The sequence below is a fragment of the Sphingobium limneticum genome (assembly GCF_008710165.1).
Taxonomy (GTDB): domain Bacteria; phylum Pseudomonadota; class Alphaproteobacteria; order Sphingomonadales; family Sphingomonadaceae; genus Sphingobium; species Sphingobium limneticum.
Genome location: NZ_VYQA01000006.1, coordinates 62,983 through 75,056, shown reverse-complemented (window position 1 = coordinate 75,056; position 12,074 = coordinate 62,983). Strand labels below are relative to the sequence as shown.

Here is a 12,074-nt window from a genome sequence, read left to right as displayed (position 1 = left end):
ATGCAGGGCGATGCGCTGCCAATGCGCCATGAAGGTCACCGTCACGCGTCTGCAACGCGCCATTAGGGTTATTGCGCCGCGCCAGCCAGGGCACAGTAGCGCACCGGTCGGGTCATGCATGCGGGGCGGATTTGGTGCATGGGGCGTGCTGGGGCGAAGGGGCGAACGGGTCATCCGACAGGATAGATCAGAGATTATCCTACATTGGTAGCGGCGTGTCATGTTGCGGTGAGATGGCTGGCGACGAGCAGATGCGGGCGCTCTTGTTACCCTCTCCCGCCTTCGCGGGAGAGGCAACGGAGACTTGGCAGCTTGCTGCCTAGTCGCAGTCGGTGAGGGTCTTTCTTCTTTCTGGACAAGCATTTCCTGCCAAAAAGAAGAAAGACCCTCACCCTTCAAAGCAGTCACGTGCCTGCTTTGAACTCTCTCGTGAAAACGGGAGAGGGCTAAGATAAGCCGACCATCCGCAATCCACCCACTATCGTCACATCGGCGTTGATCCGAGGTTCCGCTTTTTTACTGCCAATATTTGCAGGAAAAGCGGGATGCCGGGGCGAGCCCGGCATGACGAAAGCGTGTCAGGTTAGGAGCGGCCATGAGCGGAGCGGACCTGTTGCCTCCTCCCGCATTTGGGAGGAGGATCTTGGTTCCACCCAAATCAGTCGCTTGCGCTGCCGGCTGACTATTTCAGCAATATCCCGCTGACCGATCCGTTGCGGACCGAGCAGACGAAGGGAATGTCGCCGTCGCCCGAACCCACCACGCCTTCGACTTCCCAGCCGGTGGACATGGTGCTAGCGCGCGCGGGGCCGATCAGGCGTGACGATGGCCCTGCCTGATGGAGCGCCTTTTCCGCGCAGGCGTCCCGCGCGGCGGCGGCGGTGCTGATCGACCCATAGCCCGGCGCTGCATAGGGCGTTTGCCGCGCGTCGCGCTGGGCCTGCCGGTCGGCGACGATGTCGCTGACGATCGCCGCGCCCACGACATGGCGTGGCACGACGACGATTTGCGCATGAAGGGGCGTGGTCAGCAGAAACAAAGCTGCACCTGCCCAACGCGCTGTCGCTTTCATGTCGATCATCTCCCTGTTGCAGCCTGACGATAGCCTATTTGAACAGGCTGCCCAAGATACCGCGTACCAGCTTGCCGGCAATGCCGCCGGATGACGATTTGCGGCTCGATCCGCCGAATACCGCGCGGCCCAGTTCGTTGGCGACCTGCCGCCCGACCGAGGAGCCGGCGGCGCGGGTGGCGGACTGGACCGCCTTGTCGAAGGCGCTGGGCTTGGCCGCCTCGCGCGCTTCCACGGCGTCGCGCCGGGCCTGTTCCTTCAATTCCGCCTCGCGCTGCTTGGCTTCCACCTTGGCCTGGGCGGCGGCGGCCTTGTCAGCTTCGGCCTGCGCCTTGGAGGCTTGCGCGGCGGCGGCAGCGGCTTGCCCGCGGGCCGCGAGAATTTCCTCTGCCGACTCCCGGTTGACGGCCGTGTCATATTTGCCCGCGACCGGCGATATCGACTGGATGATCGCCCGTTCCTTCGCATCGAGCGGGCCGAGGCGCGAGCGGGGCGGGGCGATCAGCGTGCGCTGCACGATGCCCGGCGATCCATCCTCCTGCAACAGCGACACCAAAGCCTCGCCCACCTTCAATTCGGTGATCGCCGTTTCGACATTCAGGTCGGGATTGATGCGGAAGGTTTCGGCGGCGGCCTTGATCGCGCGCTGGTCGCGGGGGGTGAAGGCGCGGAGCGCATGCTGCACGCGGTTGCCGAGCTGGCCCGCGACATCTTCGGGAATGTCGATCGGGTTTTGCGTGACGAAATAGACGCCCACGCCCTTCGACCGGATCAGGCGCACGACCTGCTCGATCTTGTCGGTCAGCGCCTTGGGCGCGTCGTCGAACAGCAGATGCGCTTCGTCGAAGAAGAAGACCAGCTTGGGCTTGTCCGGGTCGCCCACTTCCGGCAGCGTCTCGAACAGTTCGGACAGCAGCCACAGCAGGAAGGTCGCATAAAGTTTGGGCGACTGCATCAGCTTGTCGGCGGCCAGTATATTCACATATCCGCGGCCCTTTTCATCGACCTGAAGCATGTCGTGGATGTCGAGCGCCGGTTCGCCGAAGAAATGATCGCCGCCCTGGCTTTCCAGCTGGAGCAATTGCCGCTGAATCGCGCCGACGCTGGCCTTGGTCACATTGCCGTAGCGGGCCGAAAGCGTGTCGGCATTTTCGGCGCAATAGGCGAGCATCGCCTGTAGATCGCCCAGGTCCAGCAGCAGCAAGCCTTCCTCATCCGCATATTTGAAGGCGATCGACAACACGCCTTCCTGCGTTTCGTTAAGGCCCATCAGCCGGGCGAGCAGCAGCGGCCCCATTTCGCTGACGGTGGTGCGCACGGGATGACCCTGCTGCCCGTAAAGATCCCAGAAGATCGCCGGATTGTCGGCATAGCTATAGTCGGGGATGCCGACCTCCGCCGCGCGGGACACCAGCTTGTCGGCATTTTTCGCGGTGGGGGAGCCGGCCATGGAAATGCCGGCGAGGTCGCCCTTCACATCGGCCAGGAATACCGGCACGCCCAGCGCGGAGAAGCTTTCGGCGATACCCTGCAACGTCACCGTCTTGCCGGTGCCGGTCGCGCCCGCGATCAGGCCATGTCGGTTCGCGCGGCGCAGGTTCAGCGTCTGGGGGATTCCCTTGCTTCCGTCTGGCCCATCCTTCTCCGGTGCGCCCAGGCCGATGAAGATACCGTCGCTCATTACCGATCCTTCCCCCAACAAAAAAACCGTCATGCCCGCGAAGGCGGGAACCCATCTCCCATGCTATCCTCTGGTGCGAGGGCTGGAGATGGATCCCCGCCTACGCGGGGATGACGGAATTAACCGCACATCTGCCTTCGCCACAAGGCGATAGGCATTATGGAATTTATTTGTCGCGTAGGCGGACCGGCAGGAAGATCGCCGGCTGGCCGCGACGCAGCACCTGCAACAGGATGGCGTTGCGGCCCTGCGAGGATACGGCCTTGGCCTGTGCGTCCAGTTCCGCCTGGGTGGCGACCGGGCGGTTGTTGGCGCTGATGATCACATCGCCGCGACGCAGGCCCTTGGCACCGGCATCGGTCGATCCATCGACGGCGGTGATGACGACGCCCTTGGTATCGCCGGCGATGCCGAGCTGGCGGATGATGCCGGGCGTCAGCGGGATCGCCGAAATGCCCAGCGCCTGCTGCGTCGCCTGACCCGGATTCTGGTCCTGCTGGCTGAAATCCTCATCGCCCTGCGGCTGCGCGAAATTGTTCAGCTCGTCTTCCGACGGGCGCTCGCCCACGATGGCGGTCACGGTCTGGCGCTGGCCGTTGCGGATCAGGACGATCGGCACCTTCGCACCGATACCCTGATTGGCGACGATGGAGGACAGGTTCTGGTCGGCGGTCACTTCCTGACCGGCCACGCTGACGATCACGTCGCCGGCCTTGATCCCGGCCTTCTCCGCGCCCTTGCCCGGCTCGACGCCCTGGACGAATTCGCCGCGATTCTTGGCAAGGCCCAGCGAGTCCGCCAGATCTTCGCCCAGCGGGCTGATCTGCACGCCCAGATAGCCGCGCTTGATCGCCTGACCCTTGCGCAGGGTATCAACGATCGGTGCGGCCTGTTCCGACGGGATGGCAAAGCCGATGCCGACATTGCCGCCCGAGGGCGAGAGGATCTGGCTGTTGATGCCGATCACATTGCCGCGCATGTCGAACATCGGGCCACCCGAGTTGCCCTGGTTGATCGACGCGTCGGTCTGAATGAACTTGTCGTAGCCCGACGTGCCGCCGGTATTGCGATGCAGGGCGGAAATGATGCCCGCCGTCACCGTGCCCGAAAGCGCGAACGGGTTGCCGATCGCGACGACCCAGTCGCCCACGCGCGCCTTGGTGCTGTCGCCGAACTTGACGAACGGGAATGGCTTGGGCGATTCGATCTTCAGCACCGCCAGATCGGTCGCGGGGTCGCGGCCGATCAGCTTGGCGGGATATTCTTCCTTGTTGGTCATGGTGACCGTGATCGAATCGACGCTGGCGCCTTCGGCACCGGCCGACACCACATGGTTGTTGGTGACGATATAGCCGTCGGCCGAGATCAGGAAGCCCGAGCCCAGCGATTGCGCCTGGCGCGTCTGCGGCTGGCCGCCCTGCTGGCCCTGACCGAACAGGTCGCCGAACGGGGTGCCGGCGAAGGGGTTCTGCACCTTTACGCGCTGCTTGGTCGAAATATTGACCACGGCCGGTTGCAGCTTTTCGACCATGTCGGCCAGGCTGGCGGGCGCGCCCGCAGGCGCTGCGGCCGTCAGGCCTTCATTCTGCGCAGTCTGCGCGCCGACATTGGAACTGGTGGTGACCGCGATGGCGGTGCCGCCGAGCAGCAGGGCGCCGGTAATGGCATAAGCGTAACGCACTCGTGACGGTCCTCTTCAAAGCTTCAGGGGTAAGGAAGGCGGGACTTTTAAGAAGCCCTCAGATGCTCCGCTTTGCCTTAACCCTCATTGAATGACGCTGGTTCCGTAATGATCCGGGAGGGATCATGACGAAAGATTAACGTCGTCCCTGAAATTGCCGCAGGAACTCGTTGTCCGGCGACAGGATGATGTTGGTCTGACCCGGACGATCGGGCGCGAAGGTATAGCGATAGCTCTGCATCCCGCGATAGAAATCGTAGAAGGACGGGTCTTTCCCAAAGCTTTCGGCATAGATGCGCGCGGCGTTCGCGTCCGCTTCGGCGCGGATGATCTGCGCCTGCTTGGCGCCCTGGGCACGGATGGTGAGCGCCTCCTGCTCGCGCGCGGTGCGCATGCGGGTGAAGGCGCTTTCCAGCGGCGTGCCGTCGGGCAGGTCGGCGCGCTTGATCCGCACGTCGACGATCTCTGCGCCATATTGGCGCGCGACCCGGTCGAGGCCCGCTTCGATATTCTGCATCACCTGACCGCGTTCGGGGCTGAGCAGCGCGGCGAAGGGGCGCTTGCCCAGTTCGTTGCGAAGCGCAGAGCCAAGGATCGGGCGCAGCGCGTCGGATACGCGGTCCTCGCTACCGGCCGCGATATACATGCGCAGCGGATCGACGATGCGATAGCGGGCGAAGGCATCGACCTGAAGGCGCAACTGGTCGGTGGACAGCACCTGCTGCCGCTCCATTTCGACCGACAGGACGCGCTTGTCGATCCACACGATCTGATCGACGAACGGCCAGCGCAGGATGATGCCGGCGCCGGTCTGGCCGAAGCTTTCATTGGGGCGATAGCGGTTGATGAGTTCCTTGGGATCGCCGAAGCGGACGATCACGCCCTGCTTGGTTTCCGGCACGATCGCCACGGTGCTGCCGATCAGGATCAGCAGCGCGAGCAGGATCAGCGCAAGGGCGACGGGGTGACGCAGGATAGCGGGCATTACTGGCCTCCCGTGCTGGTGGCGGCATCTGTCGCCGGGGCGGCCTGTGCCCTCTTCTTGATTTCGGGCAATGGCAGATAGGGGGTCACATTATTGCCCTCTACGATGGTCTTGTCGACGTTCGACAGCACGCCCTCCATGGTTTCATAATACATGCGGCGGCGGGTCACGTCGGGCGACAGCTTATATTGTTCATAGACCTTGTCGAAGGCCGCAGCCTCACCCTGCGCCTTGGCCGTCACCTGCTGGGCGGCGGCGCGCGCTTCGTTGAGGTAGGTCTGCGCGGTCTGCTGGGCGGCGGACACGGCCTTGAACGCGTCGTTGACGGCGGTCGGCGGGTCGGCCTGCTTGATCGCGACGCCCTGAATACGGATGCCCGATTTATAGCCGTCCAATATCTCCTGCATGCGCAGTTCGACCTGCTGCTCGATCGCGGTGCGGCCCGCGCCCAGTGCATCGTCCAGGCTGACGCTGGCGAGGACCGAACGCATGGCGCTTTCGGCGACTTCACGCACGCTGGCGTCGGGTTCCGACAGCTGGAACAGATAGAGTTCCGGGTTGCGGATGTTCCAGCGCACCGAATAGGCGAGGTCGATGATATTCTGGTCGCCGGTCAGCACCAGATTTTCGCTTTCGGCGCTGGCCGATCCGATGTCGATGGTGCGGATTTCCTCGACATCGACCGTCGTCACCGCCTCGAACGGGGCGGGCAGGGTCAGGCTGATGCCGGGCGTCAGCGTGCGGCTATATTTGCCGAGGAAGGTCACGACGCCGCGTTCCTGCGGGCCGACGCGGTGGAAGCTGGTCAGGACCAGCCACAAGATGACCACCAGGCCGATCGCGACAGGCCACAAGGCCCGGCCGGCGGCGCGGGGCGGCAGGCCGCCAAAGCCGCCGCCACCGCCATTGCCGCCACCCTGGCCGAAGCTTTCGCGGCCGCGACGCAGCAGATCCTCGATCGCGGACGGCCCCTTCTGGCCGGCAGCCGGCTTGCCCGGCTGGGTCCACGGGTTGCGCGGGCCGCCGTCGCCGCCTTTCTGTCCGTCCCCGTCCGGGCCGTCATTCTTGCCGCCCCAGGGGCCTTGGACCATCGCTGCGATCGCGGGCATCCACCCGAATATTCTTCTCATACTGTCTTCTATAGGAAGGCTCTTCTCCGAAAAACAGTGCAAATGGCTGCGATTATTTCCTACAGGGCTTTGTCATGACCGATCTTGCCGATTTCACCGCCCGTCTGACCGCTCTGACCGATGGCCGCGCCAGTGCGCCGCGCATCAAGGATGGGGTCATGACCCTGGCCCTGGACGTGGGCGGATTGTCGCCGCAGCAGCGCGACGGCCTGACCGCCGCGATCCGCGAAGGGGGCCTGACCGTGCCGGACGTCACCGACGTGCGCATAGCGATGACGGCGGAACGCAAGCCGACAGAAGAGCGCAAGCCGCTGCGCATATTGGCGGTGGCTTCGGGCAAGGGCGGGGTGGGCAAATCGACCCTGTCGGCCAATCTGGCCGTCGCGCTTCATCGGCTGGGGATCAAGGTCGGGCTGGTCGATGCCGACATTTATGGCCCGTCGCAGGCCAAGCTGATGGGGAGCGAGGACCAGAAGCCGGTTGCGCGCGACAAGAAGCTGGTGCCGGTGACCGGCCCGATCGGCATTCCGATGCTGTCGATGGCGCATCTGGTGGAGCCGGGCAAGGCGCTGGCCTGGCGCGGGCCGATGGTCGGCAATGCGCTGACGCAGCTGATCGACGCGGAATGGGGCGACGCCGAATTGCTGGTGGTCGATATGCCGCCCGGCACCGGCGATATCCAGTTGACCATGGTGCAGAAGCATAAGCCCGCTGGCGCGGTGATCGTGTCCACGCCGCAGGATCTGGCGCTGATCGACGCGACCCGCGCGGTCAGCCTGTTTGCGCAGGCCGGTGTGCCGATGGTCGGACTGGTCGAAAATATGGCTGGCTATGCCTGCCCCCATTGTGGCGAAATTTCCGATCCCTTCGGTCAGGGCGGGGCGGAAAGCGCGGCGGGCGACCTGTCCATGCCGTTTCTTGGCCGCATTCCGCTGGCGATCGACATTCGCCGCCAGTCCGACGCGGGCGACCCGCCGGCGGCGGGCGAGGGCATCCATGCCGACGCGTTCCGCGCCATCGCGCAAAAGGTGGCGGACTGGTTGAAGGCGGCTGCGTAACTATAGGCGCAGGTGGAGGAACTGGCTGAAGCCGTTCACCCGATAGGCACCGAACGGCCCGCCATCGACGAAGCCATGGCGGCGATAAAGTGCGAGCGCGGGGCCAAAAGCCGTGCCGCGTCCGGTTTCGAGGCTCAGATGTTTCAGGCCGTTTGCCTGCGCGGCGTCGATGACATGAAGCAGCAAGGCCGTGCCCACGCCTTGGCGCAGATAGTCGGGATGGGTGCGCATCGACTTGATCTCGCCCCGCTCGGCGTCCAGCAACCGCAGCGCGCCGACCCCTGCGATATGCTCGCCGTCCCAGGCCGACCATAGCCGGATATCGGGCGATTGCAGGCTGGACAGGTCCAGCGCGAAGACGGCGTCGGGCGGGGAATGGTCGTGCATACCGGACAGATGGAGTGCCAGCAGTGCGCGGGTCTGCGGATCGGTCAGGTCGTCGGGGCGGATGGCGAACATGGTGCAGACTAATCCCAACAAGCAATGAAGATGCGGTTCCCCGGCGGAGGCCGGGGTCCAGTACCACCCTTTGAACTGGACCCCGGCCTCCGCCGGGGAACAGGTCACAAGCGGCAGCCCCATCGCATGCGGGAATAACCGGTTCGCGCGGTGATGGGAACGTCTTGCATGCGGCAGCGTCTTCACCATGTCAGCAGGAAAGGAGATCATCATGCCGCTTACAGCCCCGGAGGATATCGCCGCCTTGCTCGGCCGCACCCGCACCATCGCGCTGGTCGGCATTTCCGATCGCCCGGACCGGCCCAGCTATGGCGTGATGAAATTTCTTCAGGACCATGGCTATCGCGTCCTGCCGGTCAATCCGCAGATCGCCGGCGAGCATGTGCATGGCGAATTCGTCTGGGGCCGCCTGTCCGACATCGGCGTGCCCATCGATCTGGTCGATATCTTCCGCCGCAGCGAAGCGGCAGGCGAGGCGGTGGATGATGCCGTCGCGGTCGGCGCGAAGGCGGTGTGGATGCAGCTGGGCGTCATCAACGAAGCTGCCGCCGCCCGCGCAGAGGCGGCGGGGTTGCAGGTGGTGATGGACCGTTGCCCGGCGATCGACATTCCCCGCTTCGGCGTCGCGCCGATCGCTGCGGAATAACGCGTAAGCCGGATTGTCGCGTTTTCCGAGCCGGCAGGTGAACCTGCCTTGAAAACGCTCTAGGCAGCACGCTTTTCCGCCTCTATCAGGCAGGCATGGCGCGCACCCCGCGGAAGCAATCCGGCACGAAAACAGGCATTGATCGCCGCACCCTGCTGGTGGGCGGCGGCGCGGCGGCGGGGCTGTTGATCGCCTGGGGCGTCTGGCCGCGCAGCTACCAACCCAATCTCAATGCCGGCGCGAACGAAACCATCGTCAACGCCTTCCTGAAGATCGACGCGTCGGGGCAGATCATCGTCGTCGTGCCGCAGACCGAAATGGGGCAGGGGGTCACGACCGTCCTGCCGCAGATATTGGCGGACGAACTGGGCGCGGACTGGCGGACGGTCGCGGTGCAGAGCGCGCCGGTCAGTCCGCTGTACGCCAACAGGCTGCTGGCGCGCGAATGGCTGGCGAGCGACTGGACGCGGTTGCTGGGCGGGGCGGGCGACTGGGCGCTCAATCAATATGCGACGCGCGGCGCGCTGATGCTGACGGGCGGCGGCACCTCCATTCCCATGTTCCGCGACGCCTATCGCGATGCCGGTGCGGCGGCGCGCGTGCTGTTGTGCAAGGCGGCGGCGGCGCGCTGGAACATCCCCTGGGAAAGCTGCGATATCGCCGACGGCATCATCAGCGATGGCGCGGCCCATCGCATGAAGATCGGCGATATCGTCGCCGATGCCGCGCGTTTCGACCTGCCCGACATATTGCCCTATCGACAGGGGCAGGATGGCCGCCTGTCGGGGCAGGATCTGCCGCGGCTCGACACGCCTTCGAAGATCGACGGCAGCCATAATTTCGCTGCCGACATCCGCCTGCCCGACATGGTCTATGCCTCGATCCGGCAGGGGCCGATCGGCGACGCGTTGCTGGCTGGCGTGGACGAAAAATCCGCTGGCGGCGTCACCGGCTTTCTCCGGCTGATCCGGCGGGAGCGCTGGGTTGCGGCGGTCGCCAGCAATTGGTGGGCGGCCAACAAGGCGCTGGATCTGGCCGATCCGGTCTTCACCTTGCGCGGACCACAGGTCAGTAGCGGCAGCATCGAGCAGGCGCTGGAAACCGCCTTTGAAGGATCGGCCGGCCGTCGCCTCTATGCGCAGGGCGATCTTGGCCCGGTGTTCGAAGGCGCGACCATCCTCGCCAGCGAATATCAGGTCGATGCCGGCCTGCATCTGGCGATCGAACCACCCTGCGCGACCGCGCGGGTGACGGACGATGGCGCCGAAGTCTGGATGGCGACGCAGGCGCCGGGCCTTGCCCGTGCGGCGATCGCCGATGCGCTGGGCCTGTCGGAACGGGCGGTGACGCTCTATCCGCTGCATGCCGGTGGCTCGTTCGGGCGCGCCATGGACTGGGATGTCGGCGTGCAGGCGGCGCTGCTGGCGCAGGAGATGAAGCGGCCGGTGCAACTGCTCTGGTCGCGGCTGGAGGATGTGATTCAGGATCGTCCCAGCGCCCCGGCTCACGCGCGCATGGCCGCAAAGCTGGGCCGCAACGGCGCGATCGAGGGCTGGTCGGCGAAGGTGGCCGCGCCCTGTGCGATGACCCAGACATGGTCCCGCATCGCGGACGGGAAATTGCCGCATGAGGCGGCGGCCGATGCGGCGGACACGGTCACGCGGCTGGCGGTGGCGGGCATGGTGCCGCCCTATGCCATTCCCAACTGGGCGGTCGATCATTTCCCGGCCGATGTCGGCCTGCCGCTCGGCTTCGTGCGCGGCAATGCGCATCTGCATGGGGCTTTCTTTACGGAGAGCTTCATCGACGAGCTGGCCCATCTGGCGGGGATGGAGGCCATGTCCTTCCGTATTCAGATGCTGGGCGGCAATCCGCGCCTTGCCCATTGCCTGTCGACTGCGGCGTCCATGGGTGGCTGGCAGGGCGGGATCCCAGGCAGCGGGCAGGGGCTTTCCACCCATATGATGAACGGCGCCTATGCCGCGGTCATGGTGGAGGCGGCGATGAATGGCGACACGCTGAGCGTCAATCGCATCGTCGCGGCGGTCGATGCCGGCGATCAGGTCAATCCCGACATCGCCCGGCAGCAGATCGAAAGCGGCCTGATCTATGGCCTTGCCTATGCGATGGGCGCGTCGGTGCCTTATGAAAAGGGCATGCCGACCCGCGCCATATTGGGCCGCATGAACCTGCCGCGCCTGGCGGATATCGGGGAGGTCACGGTGGAACTGATGCGCAGTACCGCAGAGCCGGCCGGCGTCAGCGATCTTGCCGCGCCACTGGTCGCCCCCGCCATCGCCAACGCCCTTTATACCTGGACAGGTCAGCGCCTGCGCAGTCTGCCTTTAGTAGGAACCGCATGACCCTGCCTGCCGATCATCCCGTCATCCCCGCGCCCAAGGTCGGCGTGCTGCTCATCAACCTCGGCACGCCGGACGCGCCCGATGCCAGATCGGTGCGCCGCTATCTGGCGGAATTCCTGTCCGATCCGCGTGTGGTGGAAATCCCCAAAATCGTCTGGCAACCGATCCTGCACGGCGTGATCCTGACCACCCGGCCAAAGAAGTCCGCCCATGCCTATCAACAGGTGTGGACGCCCGAAGGATCGCCGCTGGCCGTCCATACTCGCGCCATTTCGCAGGCGTTGCAGCAGGCGATGCCGCATGTCGTGGTCGATTGGGCGATGCGTTATGGCAATCCTGCCATCGCCGAAAAGCTGGCCGCGATGAAGGCGCAGGGCTGCGATCGCGTCCTGCTCGCGCCGCTCTATCCGCAATATAGCGGCGCGACCACGGCGACGGCCAACGATGCCGCCTTTGCCGCATTGGCGGCGATGCGTTGGCAGCCGGCGGTGCGCACCCTGCCGCCCTATCATGACGATCCGGCCTATATCGCCGCATTGAAGACGTCCATCGACGCCAATGTCGCCGCGCTGGACTTCGTGCCGGATGCTTTGCTTGCCAGCTTCCACGGCATGCCCGAACGCACCTTGCATCTGGGCGATCCCTATCATTGCCAGTCGGTCAAGACGGTTCGCCTGCTGCGCGAGGCACTGACATTGCCGGTCCATATGAGCTTCCAGTCGCGTTTCGGCCGGGCCAAATGGCTCGAACCCGAAACCGAAGCGACGCTCGCCAAATTGGTACAGGAAGGTGTCCGAAATATTGCTGTCGTAACGCCCGGATTTGCGGCGGATTGCCTTGAAACCCTAGAGGAAATCGCGTTGCGCGCGAAAGAGGTTTTTTTGCGCCAGGGTGGCGAAAATTTTGCCTATTTGCCCTGTCTAAACGCGTCGGCGGAAGCTATCACTCTCTATCAGAGGCTTATGAGCCGCGAGCTTTCGGGTTGGATCGACTGACCCT

Annotated in this window: 10 protein-coding genes; 4 read left to right on the top strand and 6 right to left on the bottom strand. The window is 64.9% G+C overall.

Annotated elements, in window-relative coordinates; translation table 11 throughout:
- Positions 1–682: 682 nt before the first annotated feature.
- The 5 genes from F4U95_RS09680 to hflK form a co-directional block, all read right to left on the bottom strand.
- Positions 683–1,072, bottom strand: a complete 390-nt coding sequence (locus F4U95_RS09680; RefSeq protein ID WP_150425521.1) for a hypothetical protein — start codon at positions 1,070–1,072, stop codon at positions 683–685.
- Between the two features lie 34 nt (positions 1,073–1,106).
- Positions 1,107–2,753 carry a helicase HerA-like domain-containing protein gene (locus tag F4U95_RS09675; RefSeq protein WP_150425520.1) on the bottom strand — a complete coding sequence of 549 codons (1,647 nt, stop codon included), beginning with the start codon at positions 2,751–2,753 and terminating at the stop codon, positions 1,107–1,109.
- 166 nt (positions 2,754–2,919) lie between these two features.
- Complete coding sequence (locus F4U95_RS09670) at positions 2,920–4,434, bottom strand: Do family serine endopeptidase (protein WP_120250741.1); 1,515 nt, start codon at positions 4,432–4,434, stop codon at positions 2,920–2,922.
- Between the two features lie 136 nt (positions 4,435–4,570).
- The gene (gene hflC, locus F4U95_RS09665; protein WP_120250740.1) at positions 4,571–5,419 is read right to left on the bottom strand and encodes a protease modulator HflC; all 849 of its coding nucleotides are present in this window, start codon (positions 5,417–5,419) and stop codon (positions 4,571–4,573) included.
- Positions 5,419–6,528: an FtsH protease activity modulator HflK gene (hflK, locus tag F4U95_RS09660; RefSeq protein WP_120250739.1), complete on the bottom strand. Its 1,110-nt coding sequence runs from the start codon at positions 6,526–6,528 to the stop codon at positions 5,419–5,421. The genes hflC and hflK overlap by 1 nt, the downstream gene beginning before the upstream one ends.
- Positions 6,529–6,821: 293 nt before the next feature.
- Here hflK and F4U95_RS09655 point away from each other — a divergent pair, with 293 nt between their 5' ends.
- Positions 6,822–7,607: an Mrp/NBP35 family ATP-binding protein gene (locus F4U95_RS09655; RefSeq protein ID WP_246171560.1), complete on the top strand. Its 786-nt coding sequence runs from the start codon at positions 6,822–6,824 to the stop codon at positions 7,605–7,607.
- Here the strand turns inward: F4U95_RS09655 and F4U95_RS09650 are convergent, their stop codons facing one another.
- Complete coding sequence (locus F4U95_RS09650) at positions 7,608–8,066, bottom strand: GNAT family N-acetyltransferase (protein ID WP_150425518.1); 459 nt, start codon at positions 8,064–8,066, stop codon at positions 7,608–7,610. It lies immediately after the preceding gene.
- A 211-nt stretch (positions 8,067–8,277) separates the two neighbouring features.
- On the opposite strand from F4U95_RS09650, the gene F4U95_RS09645 reads away from it, so the two are divergent.
- The 3 genes from F4U95_RS09645 (at position 8,278) to hemH (ending at position 12,070) form a co-directional block, all read left to right on the top strand.
- Positions 8,278–8,712: a CoA-binding protein gene (locus F4U95_RS09645; RefSeq protein ID WP_120252154.1), complete on the top strand. Its 435-nt coding sequence runs from the start codon at positions 8,278–8,280 to the stop codon at positions 8,710–8,712.
- Between the two features lie 95 nt (positions 8,713–8,807).
- The gene (locus tag F4U95_RS09640; RefSeq protein WP_150425517.1) at positions 8,808–11,075 is read left to right on the top strand and encodes a xanthine dehydrogenase family protein molybdopterin-binding subunit; all 2,268 of its coding nucleotides are present in this window, start codon (positions 8,808–8,810) and stop codon (positions 11,073–11,075) included.
- The gene (gene hemH / locus F4U95_RS09635; protein ID WP_150425516.1) at positions 11,072–12,070 is read left to right on the top strand and encodes a ferrochelatase; all 999 of its coding nucleotides are present in this window, start codon (positions 11,072–11,074) and stop codon (positions 12,068–12,070) included. Before F4U95_RS09640 ends, hemH begins: the two co-directional genes overlap by 4 nt.
- Positions 12,071–12,074: the final 4 nt, after the last annotated feature.

What these genes read in the sequence shown, in the direction of transcription:
- F4U95_RS09680 (WP_150425521.1), bottom strand. Translation starts at nt 1,072, where the DNA reads ATGAAAGCGACAGCGCGTTGGGCAGGTGCAGCTTTGTTTCTGCTGACC.
- F4U95_RS09675 (WP_150425520.1), bottom strand. Translation starts at nt 2,753, where the DNA reads ATGAGCGACGGTATCTTCATCGGCCTGGGCGCACCGGAGAAGGATGGG.
- hflC (WP_120250740.1), bottom strand. Translation starts at nt 5,419, where the DNA reads ATGCCCGCTATCCTGCGTCACCCCGTCGCCCTTGCGCTGATCCTGCTC.
- hflK (WP_120250739.1), bottom strand. Translation starts at nt 6,528, where the DNA reads ATGCCCGCGATCGCAGCGATGGTCCAAGGCCCCTGGGGCGGCAAGAAT.
- F4U95_RS09655 (WP_246171560.1), top strand. Translation starts at nt 6,822, where the DNA reads ATGACGGCGGAACGCAAGCCGACAGAAGAGCGCAAGCCGCTGCGCATA.
- F4U95_RS09650 (WP_150425518.1), bottom strand. Translation starts at nt 8,066, where the DNA reads ATGTTCGCCATCCGCCCCGACGACCTGACCGATCCGCAGACCCGCGCA.
- F4U95_RS09645 (WP_120252154.1), top strand. Translation starts at nt 8,278, where the DNA reads ATGCCGCTTACAGCCCCGGAGGATATCGCCGCCTTGCTCGGCCGCACC.
- F4U95_RS09640 (WP_150425517.1), top strand. Translation starts at nt 8,808, where the DNA reads ATGGCGCGCACCCCGCGGAAGCAATCCGGCACGAAAACAGGCATTGAT.
- hemH (WP_150425516.1), top strand. Translation starts at nt 11,072, where the DNA reads ATGACCCTGCCTGCCGATCATCCCGTCATCCCCGCGCCCAAGGTCGGC.